16 protein-coding genes, 1 tRNA gene and 1 pseudogene are annotated in these 22667 nt (G+C 76.4%); 9 read left to right on the plus strand and 9 right to left on the minus strand.

All coding sequences use genetic code 11. The annotated features are described in order from the left end of the window. Positions 1 to 24 precede the first annotated feature (24 nt). The 4 genes from ABTX81_RS20880 (at position 25) to ABTX81_RS20895 (ending at position 2850) form a co-directional block, all read left to right on the plus strand. Positions 25 to 588 carry a GNAT family N-acetyltransferase gene (locus ABTX81_RS20880; RefSeq protein ID WP_350547810.1) on the plus strand — a complete coding sequence of 188 codons (564 nt, stop codon included), beginning with the start codon at positions 25 to 27 and terminating at the stop codon, positions 586 to 588. 159 nt (positions 589 to 747) lie between these two features. Further along, positions 748 to 1485: a sensor domain-containing protein gene (locus ABTX81_RS20885; protein WP_350547812.1), complete on the plus strand. Its 738-nt coding sequence runs from the start codon at positions 748 to 750 to the stop codon at positions 1483 to 1485. Positions 1486 to 1643: 158 nt separating this feature from the next. Further along, positions 1644 to 2363, plus strand: coding sequence for a malonyl-ACP O-methyltransferase BioC (locus ABTX81_RS20890; RefSeq protein ID WP_350547814.1), 720 nt, complete (start codon positions 1644 to 1646; stop codon positions 2361 to 2363). Positions 2364 to 2400: 37 nt separating this feature from the next. Beyond that, complete coding sequence (locus tag ABTX81_RS20895) at positions 2401 to 2850, plus strand: GNAT family N-acetyltransferase (protein ID WP_350547816.1); 450 nt, start codon at positions 2401 to 2403, stop codon at positions 2848 to 2850. Here ABTX81_RS20895 and ABTX81_RS20900 read toward each other — a convergent pair. From ABTX81_RS20900 to ABTX81_RS20930, 7 genes are all read right to left on the minus strand, one after another. After that, the gene (locus ABTX81_RS20900; RefSeq protein ID WP_350547818.1) at positions 2847 to 3989 is read right to left on the minus strand and encodes a hypothetical protein; all 1143 of its coding nucleotides are present in this window, start codon (positions 3987 to 3989) and stop codon (positions 2847 to 2849) included. The genes ABTX81_RS20895 and ABTX81_RS20900 overlap by 4 nt on opposite strands. Positions 3990 to 4390: 401 nt before the next feature. Next, the gene (locus ABTX81_RS20905; RefSeq protein ID WP_350547820.1) at positions 4391 to 5155 is read right to left on the minus strand and encodes a hypothetical protein; all 765 of its coding nucleotides are present in this window, start codon (positions 5153 to 5155) and stop codon (positions 4391 to 4393) included. Positions 5156 to 5348: 193 nt separating this feature from the next. Beyond that, positions 5349 to 5422 (minus strand) — tRNA-Met (locus ABTX81_RS20910). Positions 5423 to 5520: 98 nt separating this feature from the next. Then, positions 5521 to 6876, minus strand: coding sequence for a PrsW family intramembrane metalloprotease (locus ABTX81_RS20915; protein ID WP_350547822.1), 1356 nt, complete (start codon positions 6874 to 6876; stop codon positions 5521 to 5523). Between the two features lie 126 nt (positions 6877 to 7002). Continuing rightward, positions 7003 to 7833 (minus strand): tRNA (guanosine(46)-N7)-methyltransferase TrmB, encoded by an 831-nt coding sequence (trmB, locus tag ABTX81_RS20920; RefSeq protein ID WP_350547824.1) that lies wholly within the window; start codon positions 7831 to 7833, stop codon positions 7003 to 7005. A gap of 103 nt (positions 7834 to 7936) precedes the next feature. Continuing rightward, positions 7937 to 9172, minus strand: a complete 1236-nt coding sequence (lhgD, locus tag ABTX81_RS20925) for an L-2-hydroxyglutarate dehydrogenase (protein ID WP_350547826.1) — start codon at positions 9170 to 9172, stop codon at positions 7937 to 7939. 87 nt (positions 9173 to 9259) lie between these two features. After that, on the minus strand, positions 9260 to 10687 hold the full coding sequence (locus ABTX81_RS20930; protein ID WP_350547828.1) for an NsdA family TPR-like regulatory protein: 1428 nt from the start codon (positions 10685 to 10687) through the stop codon (positions 9260 to 9262). 701 nt (positions 10688 to 11388) lie between these two features. Between ABTX81_RS20930 and ABTX81_RS20935 the strand changes: the two genes are divergently transcribed. The 3 genes from ABTX81_RS20935 to ABTX81_RS20945 all read left to right on the plus strand — a co-directional run bounded on the left by ABTX81_RS20935 (position 11389) and on the right by ABTX81_RS20945 (position 15020). Then, complete coding sequence (locus ABTX81_RS20935; protein WP_350547830.1) at positions 11389 to 13554, plus strand: asparagine synthase-related protein; 2166 nt, start codon at positions 11389 to 11391, stop codon at positions 13552 to 13554. 107 nt (positions 13555 to 13661) lie between these two features. Then, positions 13662 to 14183, plus strand: coding sequence for a universal stress protein (locus tag ABTX81_RS20940; RefSeq protein WP_350547832.1), 522 nt, complete (start codon positions 13662 to 13664; stop codon positions 14181 to 14183). Between the two features lie 132 nt (positions 14184 to 14315). Beyond that, positions 14316 to 15020, plus strand: a complete 705-nt coding sequence (locus ABTX81_RS20945) for a DsbA family oxidoreductase (protein ID WP_350547834.1) — start codon at positions 14316 to 14318, stop codon at positions 15018 to 15020. Between the two features lie 30 nt (positions 15021 to 15050). Here the strand turns inward: ABTX81_RS20945 and ABTX81_RS20950 are convergent, their stop codons facing one another. Further along, on the minus strand, positions 15051 to 17378 hold the full coding sequence (locus ABTX81_RS20950; RefSeq protein ID WP_350547836.1) for a sigma-70 family RNA polymerase sigma factor: 2328 nt from the start codon (positions 17376 to 17378) through the stop codon (positions 15051 to 15053). 338 nt (positions 17379 to 17716) lie between these two features. Further along, complete coding sequence (locus tag ABTX81_RS20955; protein WP_350547838.1) at positions 17717 to 18745, minus strand: TetR/AcrR family transcriptional regulator; 1029 nt, start codon at positions 18743 to 18745, stop codon at positions 17717 to 17719. A 538-nt stretch (positions 18746 to 19283) separates the two neighbouring features. Here ABTX81_RS20955 and ABTX81_RS20960 point away from each other — a divergent pair. Beyond that, complete coding sequence (locus ABTX81_RS20960) at positions 19284 to 20669, plus strand: NAD(P)/FAD-dependent oxidoreductase (RefSeq protein ID WP_350547840.1); 1386 nt, start codon at positions 19284 to 19286, stop codon at positions 20667 to 20669. Between the two features lie 203 nt (positions 20670 to 20872). Next, a pseudogene (locus ABTX81_RS20965) lies at positions 20873 to 22207 on the plus strand (PP2C family protein-serine/threonine phosphatase); the annotation flags it as partial. Positions 22208 to 22667 lie beyond the last annotated feature (460 nt).

The following is a 22667-nucleotide window of genomic DNA, read 5'->3' on the forward strand; positions in this document are numbered from 1 at the left end:
TGGTCGGGGGTAGGGTCGGGAGCCATGGTTCCCGTCCGACTCACCGGGCCCCGGCTGGCCGTCCGCGAGTTCCACCTCACCCCCGAGGACGTGGACGCGCTGCACGCGGTGTTCGGCGACCCGGAGGCCACCCGCTACCTCCCCTTCGCACCGCGCGACCACGAGACCTGCGCCGACCAGGTCGCCCAGTTCGTGGAGGAGGCGGAGAAGGAGGAGCGGACGGTCTACCGGCTGGCCGTCACCCGGCTCGCCGACGCCGACGACCCGGCCTACGCCGTCCCGATCGGCAACGCCGCGCTCGGCCTCGTCCACCACCGGGCCGCCCACCTCGGCTACGCCCTGCGCCGCGACGTCTGGGGGCTCGGCTACGCGGGCGAGCTCGTCGGGCTGCTGCGCGACCTCGCCTTCGGCCCGCTCGGCCTGCACCGGCTGGAGGCCCGGGTGGACGTCGACAACGCCGCCTCGATCCGGGTGCTGACCAGGGCGGGCTTCCGCCTGGAGGGCCGGGTCCGGCACGACTACCGCCGCCCCGACGGCTGGCGCGACGCCTACCAGTACGCGCTGCTCGCCGACGACGCTCCGGCGTAGGCCCCCGGCCGGCCGCTCAGGGGCAGGGGGGATAACCCCACCCCCGGTTCGCCGGGGAGCCGGATGTCCCGCCCCGGCGCGCTTTGACAGGCTGTGGGAGTCAGCAGGACAGACCCCGCGAGCCCGACCCGCGAGCGACCCGAGGGACCGAGACCGGCCATGAGCACCCACACCATGCAGTACGACGAGTACGACGCGTACGAGGGCCGCGAGGGCGGCGAGCGCCCCGCCGTGGCCCGCCGCACCGAGGAACCGCCGTACGCCTGGCGGGCCCCGTTCACCTCCTACTTCTACCGCGAGGTCGGCTACACGCTGACCGGTCTGCCGGTGGCGGTCGTCGGCTTCGCGGTCGCCGTCGCGATGTTCTCGTTCGGCCTCGGCACCTTCGTCACCGTGCTCGGCCTGCCGGTGCTGGCCGGGCTGACCGCCGCCGCCCGCGGCTTCGGCGGGCTGGAGCGCGCCCGGGTGCGCGGCCTGCTCGCCCTGGACGTGCCCGCGCCGGCGCCGGTCCGCGCCGTCCGGCCGGGCACCTGGGGCGCGATCACCGCCCGCCTCGCGGACGCGGCCGGCTGGAAGGCCGTGCTGTACCAGGTGGTGATGCTCCCGTGGGCGATCCTCAGCATGGCGGTGTCGCTGGTCTTCCTCTGCGTCGGCTGGACGCTCGCGCTCTACCCCGTCTACCACTGGGTGTTCCCGCGCTACGTCGACTGGCCGGGCTACCGGGTCTTCGACTTCACCGGCAGCGACGGCGTGCGGCACGAGTACTACATCGAGTCGCCGCTGCAGATCGCCGGGGTCTGCCTGCTCGGGATGCTGTTCGTCTTCCTGACCCCGCAGCTGGTGCGCGGTCTGACCAACGTCAACCGCTTCGCCGCCCGGGGCCTGCTCGGCGGCTGATCCCGGCCCCGGTCCCGCCCCTGCCCCGGTCCCGCCCCTGCCCCGGCCCCGCCCCTGCCCCGCCCGGTCCACGTCCTGCTCAGGCCCGCCCCGGCCCCGTCCGCCCGCCCGGACGCCCCCGGGTGCGGGCCTTCGGCGTCCGTGGTCGGATGGCCGCGATGGCCGACCGAACCGCCAGCGCCCCGCCCGCGCCGCTGGTCACCTCCCGCCCGCTGGACGAGTACTGCGGCCTCTTCGGCCTCACCCGTGCCGGGATCGCCGCCCTGCCGGGCCCGCTGCTCGACTGCCCCGGCGGCGCCGCCGCGCTGGCCGCCGAGGCCCGCCCGCTCGGCTGCCGGGTCGTCGCCGCCGACCCGGTGTACGCCCGGCCGCCCGAGGAGATCGCCGCCCGCGCCCTGGCCGCCCGGGCCGCCATGGCCGCCGCGATGGCGGCCCGCCCCGAGCTCTACCCGGCCCGCCGGCAGCGCCGGCCCGAGCACTACCTGCGCGGTTGGGACCGGGCCCGCCGGCTGTTCGCGGCCGACCGCGCCGCCCACCCCGGGTGCTACGTCGCCGCCGCGCTGCCCCGGCTCCCGTTCGCGGACGGCACCTTCGCCCTCACCCTGAGCGGCTACCTGGTCTTCGCCTACCCCGAGCTGTTCGGGCCGGAGCGGCAGCTGGCCGCGCTGGCCGAACTGGTCCGGGTCACCGCCCCCGGCGGCGAGGTCCGGGTCCACCCGCTGTGCGACGGCGAGGGCCGCCGCACCACCCGCCTGGACGGCCTGCGCCACGCGCTCGGCGAGCGCCGGATCGCCAGCGAGGTCCGGGTGCTGCCGCCCGCCGACCGGGGCGACCGTGCCCGGCGGGTGCTGGTCCTGCGCCGGGTCGGCCACCGGTAATGGTCACTCGGCCAGTTCACCCCTATACTCACCGATCATGACCGAAACGCTGATCAAGCCGGCCGTGGCCTCGGACGCCGACCGGCTCACCGCCCTGATCCAGGACTGCTCCGCCTACCGCGGCGCCTACGCGCCGATGATCGCCGGCTACCGGGTGACGCCCGAGTACCTGGCCCGGCACGAGGTCCACCTCGCCGTCCGCGCCGACGACGACCGCCTGCTCGGCTTCTACGCGCTGATCACCGACCCCGCCGACCTCGACCTCATGTTCGTCGCCGACGAGGCGCAGGGCCTCGGCATCGGCCGCCGGCTGATCACCCACCTGCTCGACCGGGCCCGCGCCCTCGGCGTCACCGGCGGCATCCGCGTGGTCTCCCACCCGCCCGCCGAGGCCTTCTACCTGCGGATGGGCGCCGAGCGGGTCGGCACCTTCCCGGCCCGCCCGCCGATCGGCTGGGACCGGCCCGAGCTCCGCTTCGCCCTCTAGGGGTTCCGCTCGGACGACGCCGCCGCTGCCGGCACCTGCGCCGGCTCCGGCCCGCCCTGCTGCTGCGGCAGGAACACCGGCGCCTCCAGCCCCGAGAGGATCTTCTCCGCCAGCCAGCTCCGGTCCGAGCCGTACGGGATCCCGTCCGACGCCATCAGCCGCCCCGCCACCGCGTCCCGCAGCCGCCGCGCCTCCTCGGCCGGCAGCCGGGACATCAGCCCGCGTGCCGCGAGCAGTGCGTGGTACTGCTCGAACCCGGAACGCGGGTGCTCGATCGCCTCCAGCACGCTCGCGAGGTCGGCCAGCGCCGGATCGCCCTGCATCAGGGCCAGCGCCTGGATCCGCCGCCCCTCCGAGCCGTCCGCGAACAGCTCCCGGACCCGGGAGGCCGTCAGCGCCGACCGCCGGGCCGTCGACCGCACCTCGGCCACCACCCGCTCCGCCCCGGCCGCCGGGTCGGCCGGCAGCATCGAGCCCGGCAGGTCGTCGGCCTTCCCGGCGCTGGTGCCGATCAGGCCCAGGTGCTGCATCGCCCGCATCCGCAGGTCGTCCGCGCCCACCTTGTCGCCCTTGCGGTCGCGGTCCTGCCCGGCCAGGAAGAGGTCCAGCGCCCGGTCCGCGTCGGAGAGCACCCGCGGCAGTGCCAGCCGGGTCAGCAGCCAGCCCGCCAGGAAGCCGAGCAGCAGGAAGTAGAGCACCAGCGCGGCCGCGAACGGCGCGGTGCCCTCGCCGCCGCCCAGGGCCGGGGCGAGCGTGCCGCCGAGCCGGTCGAGCCGCTCGCCGAGCGAGCCGAGCTGGGTCAGCCCGACGCCCAGCAGCACCTTGGTGAGCCAGTCCGAGACCTGCTCCAGATTGGTGTTCGGCGCGTACGAGCCGTGCGCCTCACCGCCCTCGGCACCTCCCGCGCCGGCGCCGCCGCGCACCCGGGGAACCCCGAACAGGAACCCCAGCGCACCGCCGACCAGCGTCGCCGCGCAGGCCACCACCAGTCCGCCGCCCAGCGCCTGCCAGGGGTGCGGCCGTCCCAGCGAGAACAGCACCAGCCCCACCAGCCCCGCGCCCAGCAGCGTTCCGGCCGCCGCCCGCTGTGCCGTCCGCACCACCGCCGGCCCGCCGCTCCGCCGCGTCGCCGTCGCCATCGCCCACCACCCCCAGTGCCCGCACCCCACCCCTGCGGAGCGCGCGCCGACTCTAGCGGGGATGCCCCGCCGGACCCGTCGGCACACTCCCGGACGGGTCCCTCCGGGCTCCGGGAACGCAGACGGCCCGCGGGCTGCTCCTCGACGGCTCCGGTCCACGAGGGGCCGGGCGCCGAGGCACCGGGGATGTACCGGTGAGCCCGCGGGCCGGGTGACTGCTGGGAATTTCGCCTGCCGGGGACCTGGGGTCCCACCCTGCGCAGGCAGGGGCGGCTCTAGCGAGCAGCCACCTCACGCATCCTGATGGAACTCAATTCAGGATCACCTCCTTTCAGTGTGCCGCCACCATAGGCAGCCCACTGCGCGGAGGGCAACGCATTTATCGCGGCCGCTCCGCCGGATCAGGCGGTCGTCGCCTCGGACTTGAACTTCGAGTAGTCGATGACCTGGTCGGCCGGCGGGGCCTGGACGGTCACCGCCTTGTCGATCTCGCTGAAGTCCATCCGGCCGCCCTCCTTGCCGGTCTTCTCGATCCGCACCGGGTACGGGGTGCCCTCGGTGGCGACGTGCAGGACGGTCTCGCCGCCGTCGCTCTCCTTCGACTTCACGCTGAAGGTCTTCACGCCGTTGACGGTGCCGGCCGAGCCCTTGGTGATGTTGCTGGCGTCGTTGTCCTCGGTGAAGCTCTTGGAGAGGTCCTTGAGGTTGCAGAGGGTGGTGAAGTCCTTCATCTCGGGGTCGTCCTGCACACCCGAGATGTAGCGGCCCTTGAAGAGCTCGGCGGCCTTGGCACCGTCCTCGCCGCCACCGGCCACGTTGCTCAGGAACTCGGCGTCGGGCTTCAGGTAGACCTGCTTGCCGTCGCCCAGGACCTCGAACTTGCCCATGCCGGGCATGGCGATGTTGCCCTTGCAGTGCCCCTGGGTGTCGAGCACGAGGTCGAGGGTGACCTTCTTCCCGTCGGCGTCGGCGCCGGCGATCTCGCCGACGACCTTGACCGAGCCGGCGCCGGCGAGCGCGTCCTTGGCCTTCTTCTGGATCTCCTCGGCGCTGAGCTTGGCGGTGTCCAGCTTCGTCGCGGAGGTCTTGTCGTCACCGCAGGCGGTGGCGCCGGCCGCGAGCAGCAGACAGATCGCGGCGGTGCCGGCAAGGCGCTTCGACAGCATGAGTGTTTCCTAACCCGGCGCGACAGTGCGCGTCCGAACGGGTGACTTACCCGCTCAGTATGATCGAAAGCTCATTTAAGCGATCTTGACGCGCCGCGCCGTTACAGCTTCGTGGCAGGACCGTGCCGTCCCGATGCCGCCCGGACATGACGAAGGCCCGGAGGACGAATCCTCCGGGCCTTCGGCTACTGAGTAGCGGGGACAGGATTTGAACCTGCGACCTCTGGGTTATGAGCCCAGCGAGCTACCGAGCTGCTCCACCCCGCGTCGGTGAACACCACCATACGGGGAAGCCGCCCGAATGGGAAATCGGTTCCACATCCGCCCCTCGGCACCCGCGCGGTCCACGGCGGCTCACCGCCTCCTCACCGTCTCCTCGCCGGCCCCCGTACGGGGTGCCGCCCGGCCCGCGCCCTGGCCCAGGCGGCGAAGCAGACCAGCGCCGCGAAGCACGGCACCATCAGCACCGCGTACACCAGCAGGAAGCCGTGCGTGCCGAGGTCGGCCGCGGCGTTCCAGGTGCCGTGCAGGGCCGTCGCCAGGACCAGCCCGGCCGGTGCCGCCAGCCGGGCCAGCCGGCGGCGCCCGGTGGTGAGGGTGAGCGCCAGGCCCAGCCCGGTCAGCGCGGTGAACAGCGGGTGGGCGAACGGCGAGAGCAGGCCGCGCAGGACGAAGGTCTGCACGGTGCTGTCGAAGTCCCGCAGGCTCGGCGGCTCGCCGAGGCCGATGCTGTCCAGCCGCTGCTGCTGGTCGTCGGTGAACGCCCGCCCCAGGTAGAGCGCGTTCTCGGTGAAGGCGAAGCCGCAGGCGGTGATCCCGCCGAGCACCACCCCGGCGGCCAGGACGCGCGGCCGGGACCGGGCCCGCCGGTGGCCGGGGAGCGCCGTCCGCCCGCCGGGGTCCGGGGACGGGGCGGGGCGCGGGGGTGGCAGCGGGTGGGGCAGCGGGCGCAGATAGGGGCGCAGCCGCAGCCGTCCGCGCGCGTGCGGCAGGGCGAGCCGGCGTGGGTATGCGCGCGGTTGCCGGGGGCCGGGCAGCCGGTGCGGTACGCCCGGGCGGGGGCGGCCGCCGGGCCGGGCCGCGCAGCGCAGCCGCCGGCCGAGCGGCAGCAGCAGGACGAGCAGGGCGGCCCCCTTGGCGCTCTCCTCGATCACCGGGGTGACCAGGTCGGCGCTCAGCGCCTCGCCGAGGCTTCCCCGGTGGGCGGCCAGGTAGCCGCTGGTCCAGCCGTTGGCGAGGATCGCCACGGTGGTGGCGGCGCAGGCGCCCCAGCCGAGGCAGAAGACGATGTACCGCAGCGGCACCCGGGCGGTCTGGTTGAGCCAGGCGAGCCCGCCGAGCACGAAGGGCAGCGGGACGGTCGCCAGTCCGAGGCCGACCAGCAGCCCGGCGGTGCCGGTCTGGCGGCGGACCAGGTGGAGGATCAGCACGCCGCAGCCCACCAGGGTCAGCACGACCGTCGTGGTCAGCGCGGAGAACGCCGCCGAGCGGAGCGGGCCCGCGGCGCCGGCCGCCGGCGAGTCGGAGGCGGCGGAGGCGGCGGCCGGGGCGGTGGGCGCCTCCGCGCGGGACGGCCCGCGCGCGAGGGCGGGCACGAGCCGGTGCGCCCGGCGCCTCCGTGGCCCCGGGATGGTCCGGGTGCCGGCGGTGGGCGTGGGCATCTCTCGGTCGTCGGCGGCCCGCACGGTGGAGTGGTACCCGCCGCCGGACGGGGTGCTCACGCGCCACAGGGTAGGCCACAGCGCCCGGCGGCCGGGGGGAGTCGGGGCGAACGCCCCGCCGCGGTCCCGCCCGACGGCGGGCGCCGGGTCCGTCGAGGCCCGCCGGGTCGAACACCCGGCGGGGGCTCAGCGGCGGCGGAACAGCAGGTCGTGCACCACGTGGCCCTTGGCGATGCCGGCCCGTTCGAACTTGGTGACCGGGCGCCAGGCGGGCCGCGGCGCGTAGCCGGGGACGGAGCCGTCCGGGTGGTCCGCCGGCTCCAGCCAGCCGGTGCCGTCGCCCTCGGGGTGCAGGTTCTCCAGCTCCGGCGAGGCGGACAGCACCGCGAGCATCTGCTCGGCGTACGGCTCCCAGTCGGTGGCGCAGTGCACCAGCGCGCCGGGCGCCAGCCGGGGGAGGACCAGCTCCAGGAAGGACGCCTGGACCAGCCGGCGCTTGTGGTGCTTGGGCTTGGGCCACGGGTCGGCGAAGTAGACCCGCAGGCCGGCCAGCGAGGCGTCGGACAGCATGTCGCGCAGCAGGATCACGGCGTCGCCGGCGGCCGGGCGGACGTTGGTGCTGCCGTCGCGCTCCAGCAGGCCGAGCAGGTTGCCGTGGCCGGGGGTGTGGACGTCGGCGGCCAGGATGCCCGTCGCGGGGTCGGCGGCGGCCATCGCGGCGGTGGTCTCGCCCATCCCGAAGCCGATCTCCAGGGTGACCGGCAGGCCGTCGAACAGCGCGGGCAGGTCGAGCGGGGTGCCGTCGATCGCGATGCCGTACTTCTCCCAGCCCCGGTCCAGCGCGCCCGCCTGGGCGTTGGTCATCCGGCCCCGGCGCGGCTGGAAGCTGCGGATGCGCCGCTCGCTGTGCTGGGCCTCGGTGGCCTTGTGCGGGTACATCGGCGCGGGGTACGCGGCGGGCGCCGCGGAGAGCCGGGCGGAGGGCGAGGGCTGGGGGATCGGAGCGGTGGCAGTCACAATCACCCGAGTCTACGGGGCCGTCGGGCGCGGGCCGCAGGCCCTGTGACGGTCCCCACGTCCCCGCCCTCCGGCCGGTTCTCCGCCGGTTCTCCGCGGGCCTTCAGCCGCCCGCCTCCAGCGCGGCCAGCGCCCGGCGGGCCACCTCCCGGCCGATCGGCAGCGAGGCCGTCGCCGCCGGGGAGGGCGCGTTCAGCACGTGCACCAGGCGGCGGGTGGAGCGCGGGTCGTCCGGGTCGAAGCCGGCGAAGGCGAAGTCGTCCAGCAGCGCGCCGTCCCGGGCCACCGCCTGGGCACGCACGCCCGCCCCGGCCCGGACCAGGTCGGCCGACGTGACGGCCGGCAGCAGCCGCTGGACGGCGGTGGTGAACGCCCGCTTGGACAGCGAGCGGTGCAGCTCGCCCACCTCGTAGCGCCAGTGCCGGCGGGCGATCTGCCAGGTGCCGGGGAAGGCGACGGTGCCGGCGAGGTCGCGCGCCCGCACGGTGCGCCAGTCGTAGCCCTCACGGGCCAGCGCCGGTACCGCGTTCGGGCCGACGTGCACGTCCCCGTGCACGCCCCGGGTCAGGTGGACGCCCAGGAACGGGAACGCCGGGTCGGGCACCGGGTAGACCAGGCCCCGGACCAACTCCCGCCGCTCCTTGACGAGTTCGTAGTACTCGCCGCGGAACGGCACGATCCGCACCCCGGGGTCGTCGCCGGCCAGCCGGGCGATCCGGTCGCTGTGCAGGCCGGCGCAGTTCACCAGCACCCGGCAGCGCAGCTCGCCCGCCGAGGTCTGCACGGTGACGCCGTCGGCCCGCCGGGCGACCGCCCGCAGCTCGGTCCCGGTGCGGATCTCCGCCCCGGCCTCGCGGGCCAGTCGCGCGTAGACGGCGGCCACGGCGGGGAAGTCGCAGATGCCGGTGGTCCCGATGTGCAGCCCGGCGATGCCGGTGACCTGCGGCTCGTACCCGGCGATGCCCCGGCGGTCCAGCTCGGTGACCGGGATGCCGTTGGCCCGGCCGCGCTCGGCCAGCGTGCGCAGCCGGTCCAGTTCGGCGGGCCCGGTGGCGACGATCAGCTTCCCGGTGACCTCGTGGGGGATGGCGTGGGCGCGGCAGAACGCCACCATCTCGGCGGCGCCGGCCACCGCGTACCGGGCCTTGAGCGACCCGGGCCGGTAGTAGACGCCGCTGTGGATCACCCCGCTGTTGCGCCCGGTCTGGTGGGCGGCCAGGCCGGGTTCCTTCTCCAGCACGGTGAGCCGCAGCCCGGGCCGGGCCCCGGTCAGCGCGTACGCCGTGGCGAGCCCGACGATCCCGCCCCCCACCACCAGCACGTCGACGTCGTACCGCACGGCCACTCCTCGACTCGCCTCGTCCGACCGCCCCCGTCCGACCGCGATGCTGCCACGTCGGCGGGGAGCGGTCGAGGGTGCGACCGGTCAGGCCGGGGCGACGATCACCGCGCGGGCCCGTTCGGTCAGCTCGCGCACCCGGCGCTCGCCCTGGAACGGCTCCAGCCGGCGCAGCATCTCCACCACGTACTCGCGGCTGCGCTGCGAGGAGATCCGCCCGGCCACGTCGACGGCGCGCTCGCCGGCCGCGACCGCCGCGTCGAGGTTGCCCGCCTCGGCCTCGGCCATCGCGGAGACCACCAGCCGCAGGCCGTGGGAGCGGACGAACCCCTCGGTGGGCCGGGCCAGCGCCTCGCGGGTGAACTGGCGGACCTTGGAGGGCACTCCGAGGTCGCGGAAGCACTCGGCGGCGTCGGCGGCGAGCCGGTCGTAGGCGTAGAAGTCGATCCACGCCGGATCGGGATCCCCGGCGCGCGCCCGTTCGAGGGCGCTCTCCGCGGCGCCGAGCGCCGTCGCGCACGCCGCCGCGTTCCGGGCCTTGGCCTGGGCCCGGGCCTCGACCAGGTGGAAGAAGCTCATCGTCCGGGCGGTGGCCAGGCCCCGGTTGCGCTCCAGGGCGGCCTGGGCGAGGTCGACGGCCTCCTCGGCGAAGCCCCGGTAGCCGGCCTGCAGGCTCATCGAGGCCAGCACATAGCCGCCGAGCGGGACGTCCGCGGCGGCCCGGGCGAGCCGCAGGGCCTGGATGTAGTAGCGCTGGGCGGCCTCGTGCTGGCCGGTGTCGAAGGCCATCCACCCGGCCAGCCGGGTGAGTTCGGCCGTCGCGCCGAACAGCGCCCGCCCCACCGCGTCGCTGTAGGAGGCGAGCAGCAGCGGCGCCGCCTCGACCCGCAGGCACTCCGGCACCATCGACGAACGCCAGTCCCCGCCACCGTACTTGGAGTCCCAGCGGCGGGCCTCCTGGGCGGCCTCGCGGAGCTTGGCGGCGTCCGAGTGGCCGACCCGGTAGGAGCCGGCCTCGGCGGGGGAGCGCGGTACCTCGCGGGCCACCGAGCCGTCGGCGGGGGTGATCAGCCAGCGGGAGACCGGGGTCGCGTACGCGGCGACCGAGAAGGTGCCGGCCAGGCTGTCGCTCCAGCGCCCGCCGCCGGGGCCGCGCCGCAGGTCGAGGTCGACCCGCCAGAGGTCGGTGGCGGAGCGGACGGCGTCGGGGACCTCGCGCGGGAAGGCGAGGCCGAGTTCGGGCGCCGGGTCGGTGTCGCCGAGGCCGATCTCCTCCAGCGGCACCGGCCGGCCGAGCTTGCCGCCGATCGCGGTGGCGATCAGGTGCGGGACGGGGCCCTGCGGCACCATGCCCTTGCTGACCCAGCGGGCCACCGAGGTCTTGTCGTAGCGGAGCGTCAACCCGCGTTGGGCGCCGAGGTCGTTGACGCGGCGGGCCAGCCCCGCGTTGCTGATCTGGGCGAGGGTCAGGAGCGTGCCGAGCCGTTCGTTCGGTCCTCGTGGGCTGACGGTCATGGTGGCGGCGGCACCTCCTGCGGCCTTGTGCGCGGGGCCCGGGCGGCGCCGGGCCGTAGCTGCTGTACCTAGAGTAGTCGGACGCGTTCCGACGGTTAAGAGGCCGCATTCCGGATGGCGGGATCGCGCGCCCGGGGCCGGCCGGCGGGCGGTCCGCGGGATTGGTCCGGACCACCCGGATCCGGCCGTCCCGGGGTGTCCGGGCGGAGCGCCGGAGCGCCGTGCTCCGGTCCCGTGTCGATGTGCGCCCGGCCGTGCCCCCTGGCCCGACCGGCTGGTCGGCGATTCGCTGGTGGTCGTGGGTCGGCCCGCCGTCGAGGACCCGGCGGGCCGGGGGACGCCGCCGCCTCCATCCCCGCGGGCGGCGGCGACGTCCGGGAGGGCATGCGGATGCCCTCCCGGGCAGAGCGACGCCTTTCGGCCATTTCGCGATGGCCATGACAGGGCGCCGTGGAGGGCGGTCCGGGCCGAGGAGGGGGAGGTCCGGCCCGCCCCGGCGGGGCGGCTCGTCCGGGTGTTCGACACCGTGCGTGGCCGTCCGGCGAAGCACCCTGCCGGGGCGTACCGGAAACGACAACTCCGGTCACCGGAAGCCCGACCGGTGGCACCATGTCTTCTGACGGCGCGCCACGGGCCGGCCAGGGGGACCGCCCGGCGGCGGGCGTGCCGCGCGGTGCAGGTCCTCGTGCGGTGGAGGCGCGATGCGGTGGCTGACGGGCTGGTGCACGGGCGCGCCCCGACCGGGCACGCCGGCGCACGAGCCGCCCGGCGGGATCGCCCCGATCGCCGCGCGCCTCCTGTGGAGCGGACCCGACCCGCTCTGGGCGGTCGGCGACTGGCGGCCCGAGGAGATCCGCCTGGTCACCCTCCGGCCCGGCGCCCCCGCCGTCGTCACCACCGGACCCACCGCGCCGGACCCGGCCGGGACCGGACCCGCCGTCCTGCGGCTCGCCGTGCTCGGCCCCTGCGGCGCCACCGACGGCGAACTCGCCGCCGGCCTGGCCGCCGCCCGCGGCGGCGCCGTCCGCCACCTCACCGCCTGGCCCGGCGGCTACACCGTGGTGCTGCGCAGCGGCACCCGCTCGACGGTGCTGCTCACCGACCTGGCGGGTGCCCGGCCGGTCTTCCACACCCCCTGGGGCGCCGGCACCGCGTACGCCACCGCCGCCCTGCCGCTCGCCGACCTGGTCGGCGCGCCGCTGGACACCGGCCACCTCGCCGCCCGGCTCGCCTGCCCCGAGGCACCGGAGGCGCTCGGCACCGGCACCCCCTACCTCGGCGTGCAGCGGGTGCCGCCCGGGCACGCGCTGGGCCTGCGCGACGGGCGGCCGTACCTCTCCCGGTACGACGAGCCGGGCGGCGGCGGGGCGCGCGGGCGCGGCGAGGCGGCGGCCGTCGGGGAGCTCACCCGGGCCCTGCTGGAGTCGGTCCGCTTCCGGGTCCGCACCAGCCCGGCCGGGCCGCCGGGGCGGGCCAGGCTCGGCGTCGACCTCTCCTACGGGACGGCGTCCGCGACCGTCGCCCTGCTCGCCGCCGCGGTGCCGCCCCGGCCCGGCCCGCCGCCCGTGTCCGGCCCGCCGCCCACCGGGCCGGAACCGGCCGCGACCGGGCCCTCCGTCGCGCGGACCGGGGCGGTGAAGGGCTCCTGGGCCCGCACCGCCGAGCGGCCGCGGACGGCCCTGGAACCGGTCGCCGCCGTCACCTCCGGCGAGGCCGAGGCCCCGGTCCCGGCCCCGGCCCCGGACACCGCCCGGCTGCGCCACACCGTGCTCGCCGCCGCCCCGGAGACCCTCCCGTACGCGGACCTGCGCGCCGACCCGACCGCCGGGCGGCTCACCGACGAGCCCGGGCCGGAACTGGTCACCGCAGCCTGGGCCGGCGCCCGGTTCGAGGCGGGCGGCGCCGACCACCTCACCGGTTACGGCGCCCGGCACGTCCTGGACGGGCACCCGGCCCGGCTGGCCGACCTGGTCCGGGCCGGCCGCTCCCGTGAACTCCTCTCCCCGGTGGCCGCGCTGGCCGGTGCCGACCGGGCGGTGGCCGGCGTCCTGGCGGGCGCGCTGCGGACCCCGCTCACCGTGCTGCGCGCCGCCCACCGGCTCGCCCGCAGCCGGTGGGCGGAGGCGCTCGACGACACGGCCGTGCGGCTGACCCTGCGCCGTGTCCCCGACGGCGGCGGCACCGCGGGCACCCGCTCGGTGGACGACCTCGCCTGGGTGGTCCCGGGGCCGGCCGCCCGCTGGCTGTCCGACGAGGCGCTCTCCGCCGTCGCGCTGCGGCTCCGGCTGGCGGCGCGCGAACCAGCGCCCGGCGAACACCCGGGCGCGCACCGAGCCCGGCACGCCCTGCACCGGCACGCGCGCGGGTTCCGCACGCTGGTGCACGCCGCCGAGCAGCCCGGCCAGCGCCTGCACGCGCCCTTCCTGGACAACCAGGTGGTGCGCGCCGCCCGGCTGCTCCCGGACGACGTCCGGCTCCAGCCCGGGGCCCGGCACGCGCTGCTGCGGTCCGTCCTGGCCGGCAGCGGGCGCACCGACCTGCCGCCGGACTGGGGCCGGGGGCCCCGCCCCGACCGCACCGCCCCCGCCCGCGCCGGCCTGCGGCTCGCCGCCGACGGCCTGGCCGAGCTCTTCGACGCGCCCCTGCTCGCGGAGGCCGGCCTGATCGACCTGCCCGCCGTCCGCGCCGCCCTCATCCGTGCCACCGACCCGGGCGCCCCCCTTCCGCCCGCCGCCCTCGCCGGCCTCGCCGACCTGGTCGCCACCGAGCTCTGGCTCCGCCGGATCCGGGCGCGCCGCCACGGCGCCTGCTGGACCGGCCTCCCGCACCCCGTCCGTCCCGCCCTCACCCCCACCCGCTTCCCCTGACGCCGGAGCCGGGTTCGGCGCGGCTCGGGGGCGGGGCGGGGCCGGGCGGCGATCATGGCGAGGTCCCGTCCCGCCGCTCCCATCCCCCCGCACCCACGGAGGTCGTGGTGACCAGTACCAGTCCGGATCCGTCCGTCCCCGTCGTCCTCTCGGTGCTCGGGCGGCCGCCGACGGGGCGGCCGCCGGGGGTGCTCGCGGCGTGCGACGGGTCGGACGGTTCGCTCTGGGCGCTGGACCGGGCGATGACCGAGGCCGAGCTGCACGGCCTGCCCCTCTACGTGCTCGCCGTCGTCAACCCGGCGCCGGCCGGCTACCCGCCCGGGATGGCCGAGCTGGTCCAGGAGAGCGTGGAGACCCTGGTCGAGTCGATGGCCGACGGCCTGCGCCGCTCGGTGGCCGCCGTCCAGCGGGCCCGCCCGCACCCCTGCACGGCCGAGATGTCGCTGCACGTGGTGCTCGGCAATGTGATCGAGGTCCTGCTGGCCGCCTCGGCCCGCCAGCACACCCTGGTGCTCGGCACCCGGGGCAACGGCGGCTTCACCCGGCTGCTGCTGGGCTCGGTCAGCAGCGCCGTCGTCCACCACGCGGCCTGCCCCGTCCTGGTCGTCCCCGCCCCGCCCGAGACCTGAGCGCCCGGGGCCTGAGCGCCCGGGACCTGAGCGCCCGGGCCCGGACACTAGGGCGTGCCGGGAATGTCCCGAGATGGTTCACCGTTCACCAACCTCGGACATCCGCCCGACCCCACCCCTGGAGCCCCCGTCATGAAGGTCGAGATCTACTCCGACATCGCCTGCCCCTGGTGCTACATCGGCAAGCGCCGCTTCGAGCAGGCGCTGGACGGCTTCGCGGGCAAGGAGGACGTCGAGGTGGTCTACCGGCCGTACCAGCTGGTGCCGGACGCGCCGGCCACCGCCGGCCCGCACCGCGCGTGGCTGGCCGAGCGCTACGGCCCGCAGTCCGTCGCGATGGACGCCCGGGTGGCCGAGCTGGGCCTCGCCGAGGGCATCGACTACGACTTCGACGCCGCCCTGCACGCCAACACCTTCCTCGGCCACCGCCTGCTGCACCTCGCCGAGAGCGAGTACGGCGCGCAGGCCCAGGGCCGCCTCAAGGAGGCGCTGCTCAAGGCGCACTTCACCGACGGCGTGGATGTCGGCGACCGCGCCGCGCTCACCGAGGTCGCCGTCGGCGCGGGCCTGGACCGCGACCGGGTGAGCGCCTACCTCGCCGGCGACGAGGGCGCCGCCGAGGTCCGCGCGCAGCTGGCCGAGGCCCGCGAGCTGGGCATCACCGCCGTGCCGACCTTCGTCTTCGAGGGCAAGTGGGCCGTCCAGGGCGGCCAGGAGGCCGGGACCTTCCGCCGGGTGCTGGAGCAGGTCGCCACCGAGATCGGCGAGCGCCGGCCCGCGCCGGTGCAGGTCGCCCCGGCCGGCGAGGCCTGCGCGGACGGCTCCTGCGCCGTCTGAGCAGCCCCGCCCGGCCGGTCCGGCGCCCGCTCAGACGCACCTGAAGCGGGCGTCGGCCCAGGAGGCCATGTTCAGCGCCGACCAGATGCCGCTCGCCGGCGTCACCACCAGCCGGATCGACTTCTGCCCGTCCAGCGGTACGTGCACCGGCACCGCCCGGTCGCCCGCCCGCACCGGATGCGAGCTCCACAGCGTCCGCCCGTCGCCGCCCTGGACCGAGAAGACCACGGTCCCGAGGGTGACGCTCAGGTCGTCCATCCCGGCCACCGCGTCGAAGGACGTGCAGGTGCGGTTGAGGTCGATCAGGGTGGTCGCCGGAGCGTGCACGGTGATGCCGTGCCGGTACTCGACGCCGCCGACCGACGCGGTGTCCCGCTGCCAGAACCAGTCGCTCCCCTTCTGCCGGATGGCCGGCTGCGGCGGGGGGACCCGGTTGTTGCCGGGCTTGATCACCGGGAGGCCGTCGGCCCAGAAGTCGACCGGTGGCGGCGGCGTGGTCGGCGTCGGCAGGACCGGCGGGACGGTCGGCGGGATGGTGGGCGTCGGGATCACCGGCACCTCGGGGGTGGGGATCACCGGCAGTTCGGGCAGCTGCAGGGGCGGCAGGCTCGGCTGCGGCGTCACCAGGACCGGGGTCTGCGGCTTGCTCGGCGTCGCCGTCGGTGACGGTGCCGGCGTGGACTTCGGGGGCGCGGGCGCCGGCGAGGCCGCCGCGGTGGCCGGCGGCGTGCCGGGCGCGGTCGGCGGCACCGGCTTGGGCGGCGCGCTGCTCGCCGCGGGCGCGGGCGGCTCGGGAGCGGGCTCCTCCGCCGGGTCCGGCTCGGCGCTCGCCGGGGCCGGCGGCTGCGGCGCCGGTTCCGGGGCGGCCGCTTCGGGCGCGGGGGCCGGCGGCGCGGGCGCGGCCGGGGCGGACGCCGGGGGAGCGGCCACCGGGGGCTTCGGCTCGGGCGAGCCGGTGAGCGCGTACGCGGCGACGGCGGCCGCCGCCACCGCGATGGCGGCGGCGATGCCGGCCTTGGCGACGGTGCCCAGGCCCTCCCCGGCGGCGCCCGCACCCGCGCCCGCACCACCCGTCGCGCCACCTCCGGCCGTACCTCCGGCGGCGCCTCCGGCCGTACCGCCCGCCGCGGCGGCCGCGGTCCCGGCGGCCGCGCCACCGGCCACCGCCGCCCCGCCCACAGCGGCCGCGGCGGCGCCGAAGCCGCCCACGCCGACCCAGACCAGCACCCCGCCGGGCAGCAGGGCGCGCAGCCCGTGGTTGATCTCGGACAGCTCCAGGCACGCGGCCGTGCAGCGGTCGCACTCCCTGAGGTGCCCCCCGACCTCCGCCGAGGCCCGCTTGCGCAGCGAGCCGCGCGCGTACGCGCCGAGCCGGTTGGCGTACCCCTCGCAGGCCCGGTCCTGGCTGCCCGAGACATGGGCCTGCAGGAAGCCGGCGGCGAGCCGGTCACGGGCCCGGTGGGCCTGGACGGCGGTCGCGTTGGCGGTCTTGCCGAGCATCACCGCGACGGTCTTGGGCGACTCCCGCTCGACCTCGGTGTGCCAGAGCACCATCCGGTCGTCCTCGGGGAGTTCGGCGTAGGCCTGCATCACCATGCGCTGGTCCGCCATCGCCATCGCCCAGGCGTCGGCGCCCGGGTCGGCCAGGTCGAGGTCCACCACGGCCGCCGATGTCTGCGCGAACACGCTGAAGTCGTCGACGAGTTGCTCGCGCCGCTCGCTGCGGGTCCAGGCCGCGGCGACGTTCCGCACCGCGGTCAGCAGGTACGCGCGGACGGCGAACTCCGGCCCCTTGCCCGCCTTCAGCGCCTGCAGGGTGCGCGCGAACACCTCGCCGGCGAGGTCCTCGGCGGTGAAGCTGTCGCGGCAGCAGGTCCGGGCGTAGCGGCGCACCGAGTCGACGTGCCGGCGGTAGATCTCCTCGTACGCGGTGTCGTCGCCGGCGCGCACGAGCGCCGTCAACTCCGCGTCGGAGGGCGGCCGTTCACCGTCGACCGGATCGGCCGGAGCGGGAACGGTGAGGCGTGCCGGCGCGCCGGCGCCGACGAACGCCTCCGGGGTGACGCCTCCGCGCCCGGCGGGGGCCTGCCCGGGGACGCGGCCCTGGGGGAGGGCGGCGGCGGAGGCGGAGAGGGTCTCGCGGCTGGGCATCCCGGCCTGGTCCGGCACCTGGCCCGCGGGAAGCCACGACTGCACCGGGCCGGACACCCGGGGAGCGGCCGCCGATCCGGCGCCGGGCGCCCTGGCGTCGGCCCCCGGGCCGTCAGGCCCCCGGTCGGCTCCCCGGTCGGGTCCGGCCCCGGCGGGCCGCCCGAAGTCGAGGCCGTACCCGTAGTCGTTCTGTTCCTCGGCGCTCACAACGGACCCCAGATTCCACGACAGCCCCCGTAGTGTGGCAGGGCGCGCAGGAGTGCGTGGGCGCACGAGCTCCCGCTGCACGGCGCCGAGGGCGCGCGAACGGCGCGCATCGGGACATTGGCTCCAACCACGGGCAAAGGATGGCATAGCGCAGAGTTGGGCGGTAGCCGGACCGGCCGTGACCCACTCTTCCGTGGGGCCGTCGCGGATGTGTTCGCCCGCCGCGCGCCGCCCCGGCGGCCATCGCTCGCGCCGGGCGCGCGATCCGTTGCCACGCGCCGCCCGGTTCACCAACCTCCTTGCCCGTGACGGCCGGTGGCCGCCCGACCGAGTGCCGCTCAGCGGGCCCGCAGGCCGTCGAGCAGGATCTGCAGCAGCCGGTCCGACGGGACCTCGGCGGATTGACCGTCCGTCTGCGGACCACCCGCCGGCTGCGCCGCGTCCCCGGGCACCGGGCCCGCCGCCGCGGAGCCGGGGGCCCCGGCCGGCACCGTACCCGCCGGACCGCCGCGCCACGCGTGCACCGGCACCGACGCCGTCAGCACCAGCACCACGTCCGCGACGGTGACCCCGGGCCGCAGCTCACCGGCCGCGCCCGCCCGCGCCACCAGCGCCGCGAGCAACTGCAGGAGCAGCCGCGGGTCCGCGTCGGCCACCAGCGCCGCGGCCTCCGCCTCGGTCGCCGCGACCCCGGACCCCGCGACCCCGGACCCCGGGAACCCGCCGGACACCGCCGCCGCCTCGCCGCCCAGCGGCTCGTACCGCGCGAGGCCGAATCCGCCGGCCGGCCCGGCCGGTTCCGCCGAGCGCTGCTCGGGCACCCGCCCCAGCTCCTCCGCGTACCGGAACGCCTCCGGCGGCAGCAGCCGCCCGGCCCCGGTGGACACCGCGCGCGCCAGGTACCCGGCCAGTGCCTCCCAGGCCCCCGCGCCGCCGTACAGCGACTCGCGCGCCTGGGCGGTCAGCCAGGCGACCTCCTCGGCCGCGATCCGCTGGACCAGCACCTCCTTGCTCGGGAAGCGCCGGTACACCGTGCCCACACCGACCCCGGCCCGCCGCGCCACCTCCTCCATCGGCGCGCCGTAGCCGAACTCGCCGAACACCTCGCGGGCCGCGCGCAGCACGCTCTCCAGATTCCGGCGGGCGTCGACCCGTAGCCGCGCACCCGGTGGGGGCCCGCCGGCCTGTGTCAGTTCGCCGCCCCGGTACGGGACCGCCGCGTAAGCCGTCCCGCCCGGCCCGGGGAGGCCGGAAGCACCCGGCACCCCGGGCGGCCCGGCCGCCTCGGCGGGGCCGCGTTGCTCCGGGACCATGCCCTGGCCGGGGTGTGCCGCACCCGCTCGCCCCAACAGTCGCTCCTGTTCCATCATCCCAACTCTCCCCCGCAGGCATCCGATTCCGGACCCTGCCGTCGCCCGCCCCTGCACCCCCCGGTGCAGCTACGCCTGAAAGAAATGACCGATGACCCATCGCTCGTGCCGTTGGTGGTGCCGCCCGGGTGACGCCCGACCGCGGGTGCGGCCGCGCGCAGACCACCCGGACCCCGATCCGGCGGGCGCCGCCGGGCCGATCGATGCGATCGGACCGGCGTCCCGGCGCCCGCCCCGGGGCCTTGTCCGGGAACTACCCTTCCCCGGATCACGGTCCCGCAGTCGGGTTCTCCCGCCAACACTAGAACTGGCCGTAATGGCCGCTCCACGGTGCGTCGCCGCCGGTTGACATGGCAGTGGCCGCGCCGCCACACAATCCGACCATAGTTCACCGCCGTTCGAGGCCGAAAGTGCGTCAGAAACTCACCCCGGCAGCACATCTGTCCCCGTCCGGCCCCACCGGTCCCGTCCGCCACAGTACGGATGGTGGACAAGAGGGCGCCGACGGTCCTTTATTGGGGGGCGTGATGGGGGCATGCCCGGTCGAAGGCGGGCGCCGGGACCCATCGACAGGAGGTGCGCCATCAGGATCCTGATCGTCGGCGGCGGCTGTGCGGGCATGTCCGCGGCGCTGCACCTCCAGCGCGGCCTGCGCGAGCGGCTGCGCCGGGGCGAGGTCCAGCTCACCGTGGTCGAGCCACAGGCCTACCTCACCTACCACCCGCTGCTCGCGGAGGTCGCGGCCGGCACCATCGACCCCCGGCACGTGGTGGTGCCGCTGCGCCGCGAGCTCACCGAGTGCCGGGTGCTCACCGCCCGGATCACCCGGATCGAGCACGCCACTCGGCGGGCCTGGGCCGACGCCGCCGGCCCGGGGGAGCCGCCCGCGCCGGTCGAGCTCGACTACGACGTCCTGGTGCTCGCCCCCGGCGCGGTCTCCCGCACCGCACCGGTCCCCGGCCTGGCCGAGCACGGCCGCGGCTTCTCCACCGTCGGCGAGGCCGTCGGTCTGCGCAACCACGTCCTGGAACAGCTCGACCTGGCTGCCACCACCCGCGATCCGGCGCTCCGCCAGGCCGCGCTCACCTTCGTCTTCGTCGGGGCCGGCTACGCGGGCGTGGGCGCGCTCGCCGAGCTGGAGGACATGGCCCGGTACGCCGTCCGCGGCCACCACAACATCACCCCCGGGGACCTGCGCTGGGTGCTGGTCGAGGCCACCGACCGGATCCTCGCCGACGAGTCGCCCGAACTCGCCGGCCACACCCTCGCCCAGCTGCGCGAGCGCAGCGTCGACGTCCGGCTGGGCACCACCCTGGAGTCGGCCGCCGACGGGGTCATGGCGCTCTCCGACGGCAGCCGGTTCGCGGCCCGCACCCTGGTCTGGACGGCCGGGGTCCGCCCGAACCCGCTGCTGCGCGACACCGACCTGCCGCTGGACACCGCCGGCCGGGTCCGCTGCCTGCCCACCCTGCAGGTGCTCGGCCCGGACGGCCGCGCGCTGCCCGGGGCCTGGGCCGCCGGGGACGGCGCCGCCGTGCCCGACCCGCGCGCGGACGGGGCGCCGTGCGCGCCGAACGCCCAGCACGCCTTCGCCCAGGCGGAGCAGCTGGCCGCCAATGTGCTGGTCGCGCTGGACGGCGGCCCGCACGCGCCGGGCATCGCCGAGTACCGGTCCGAGGCCCCGGCCTGTTCCACCTCGCTCGGCCTCGGCCGGGCGGTCGCCCACACCAAGCGCGGCGGACGGCTCACCGGCCGCCGGGCCTGGTGGCTGCACCGGGCCCGGCACCTGCGCCGGCTGCCGAGCGGCGAGCGCCGGGTGCGGGTCCTGATGGACTGGGCGCTGACCGGGCTCTTCTCCCGCGAGGTCGTTCCGATCGGCCGGCCCGAGCAGCCGGCCCCGGTCGACGAGCGGCCCGGGTGAGCCGCGCCGGCGGCCCGCCCGCCACCGCCCGGTCGGAGTACGGGCGCGGCCCTGTGCCCGATCGGAGCACCACGCCTGGCGCGGACGACTTCCGGAATCGGGCCTCCGCCTGACAGGATCGGCCCGACCGAGTCATTACCCCGTGTGCTGACGAGTGCACAAAAAGTGATGATATGTCTGGAACCCGAGGAAGCGGCCGTCGTTTGAACCTCATGCGCTGGAGCGCCCGGCTCACCGGAGTCCCGTGGCGTGCCACCCCGCCGTCCGGGGCCGGCACCGACCGCGCCGCGCCGTCCGGTGACGCCGTCGTGGTGCCCGGCCCCCGCGACCCCACCGGCCCAGCCGGACCGGCCGACACCCCGGGCGCCCTGGACCCCACCGGCGTGCTCGACCCCCACCGGCCCCAGGACCTCCGCGAGGTCCTCAACCGCATCCCGGCCCCGGTCGCCGTCACCTACGGCCCGCTGCACCAGCTCGGCTACGCCAACCGCGCCTACCGCGAACTCTTCGGCGAGCGCCCCACCGGCCTGCCCGCCTGCGACGCGCTGCCCGAACTCGGCGCCCTCGGCGTACTGCCCCTGATGGACCAGGTGATCCGCGGCGGCAGCCCGCGCAGCGTCAAGGCCCGCTGCATCCTCGGCCTCACCGGCAACCGCTACTACAACGTCTCCTGCGTCCCCCTCACCCGCGACCCGGGCCGCCCGGCCCCCGGCGGACAGCCGGCCCTTTCCACTCCAACGAGCGACGACCCGACCTCCGGCGTCCTCGTCTTCGCCGCCGAGGTCACCGACCAGGTCCTCGCCGCCGCCCGGCTGCGCGAGTCCGAGCGCCGCCACCGCGAGGCCGCCGTCACCCTCCAGCGCAGCCTCCTCCCGCAAAAGCTCGACCAGCCCGCCGACCTCCGGGTCGCCGCCACCTACCAGCCCGGCGGAGCCGAGGCAGCCGTCGGCGGCGACTGGTACGACGTCATCGCCATCGGCGGCGGCCGTACCGCCCTGGTCATCGGCGACGTCATGGGCCGCGGCCTGCGCGCCGCCGCCGTCATGGGCCAGCTCCGCACCGCCGTCCGCGCCTACGCCCGCCTCGACCTCCCGCCGCACAAGGTGATGAGCCTGCTCGACGTGCTCGCCATGGAGATCGACGCCAACCAGATCGCCACCTGCACCTACGCCGTCTGGGACCCGCGGGGCCGCACCCTCGGCTACGCCTCCGCCGGCCACCTCCCGATCCTGCTGCGCTGCCCCGACGGCACGGTCCTGCGCGGCGAGGAGCAGAACGGCCCGCCACTGGGCACCGGGGGAGGCGTCCATGTCTCGCACACCCTGCGACTGCTGCCCGGCACCACCGGCGTCCTCTACACGGACGGTCTGGTCGAGCGCCGCGACGAGGACATCGACCAGGGCCTCGACCAGCTCGCCCGCACCCTCACCGGCGCGATCGGCGCCCCCGACGTGGTCTGCGCCCGCCTGCTCCGGGCCATGGGCGTCACCTCCGAGCACGACGACGACGTCGCCGTCCTGGTCTTCCAGCTGCCGGCCGAGGAGGAGTCCCCCGAACGGAGGCGAGCGCTTGACTCGGCCGTCCGAGAGGTCTAGTGTTCTTCGAGCTGCCTGGCTGGGAGCACCGGACACGTGTCTGCGCGGACGGTCCCGGGGTAGCCAATCCTCTGAAACACCACCTCTTCCCGATTACGGGCCGAGGCGTTTCATTGTCTTTTCGAGGCGTTCCGGCTCAGGGTTTATTCGGTGTGCCTGTTTTCGGGGATTGCGGCCGGATTCGCTTTTCGGAGCGGGGATCGGCTAGAGTTTGAAACGTCGGACGGGGCGTCAAGCCGCAGAAGACACCAGCGAGTTGGATGAAGGAAGCGCCGGGAACGGCACGGAAAACATCTGATAAGCTGGAGACACGAAAGAACGAAGCGCCCGGAGGGCCGGTGTGAAAGCCGCCTGATGGAAGCGTCCGTTCCTTGAGAACTCAACAGCGTGCCAAAAGTCAACG

It is taken from the genome of Kitasatospora sp. NPDC097605, assembly GCF_040302725.1.
In the GTDB taxonomy this organism is placed as follows: Bacteria; Actinomycetota; Actinomycetes; order Streptomycetales; family Streptomycetaceae; genus Kitasatospora.

Bases quoted from the DNA above. Each gene is read 5' to 3' on its own strand.
- ABTX81_RS20905 (WP_350547820.1), bottom strand. From the start codon at position 5,155: ATGCTGTCGAAGCGCCTTGCCGGCACCGCCGCGATCTGTCTGCTGCTC.
- ABTX81_RS20900 (WP_350547818.1), bottom strand. From the start codon at position 3,989: ATGGCGACGGCGACGCGGCGGAGCGGCGGGCCGGCGGTGGTGCGGACG.
- ABTX81_RS20930 (WP_350547828.1), bottom strand. From the start codon at position 10,687: ATGACCGTCAGCCCACGAGGACCGAACGAACGGCTCGGCACGCTCCTG.
- ABTX81_RS20890 (WP_350547814.1), top strand. From the start codon at position 1,644: ATGGCCGACCGAACCGCCAGCGCCCCGCCCGCGCCGCTGGTCACCTCC.
- ABTX81_RS20885 (WP_350547812.1), top strand. From the start codon at position 748: ATGAGCACCCACACCATGCAGTACGACGAGTACGACGCGTACGAGGGC.
- ABTX81_RS20935 (WP_350547830.1), top strand. From the start codon at position 11,389: ATGCGGTGGCTGACGGGCTGGTGCACGGGCGCGCCCCGACCGGGCACG.
- ABTX81_RS20960 (WP_350547840.1), top strand. From the start codon at position 19,284: ATGCCCGGTCGAAGGCGGGCGCCGGGACCCATCGACAGGAGGTGCGCC.
- ABTX81_RS20955 (WP_350547838.1), bottom strand. From the start codon at position 18,745: ATGGAACAGGAGCGACTGTTGGGGCGAGCGGGTGCGGCACACCCCGGC.
- ABTX81_RS20945 (WP_350547834.1), top strand. From the start codon at position 14,316: ATGAAGGTCGAGATCTACTCCGACATCGCCTGCCCCTGGTGCTACATC.
- ABTX81_RS20895 (WP_350547816.1), top strand. From the start codon at position 2,401: ATGACCGAAACGCTGATCAAGCCGGCCGTGGCCTCGGACGCCGACCGG.
- ABTX81_RS20880 (WP_350547810.1), top strand. From the start codon at position 25: ATGGTTCCCGTCCGACTCACCGGGCCCCGGCTGGCCGTCCGCGAGTTC.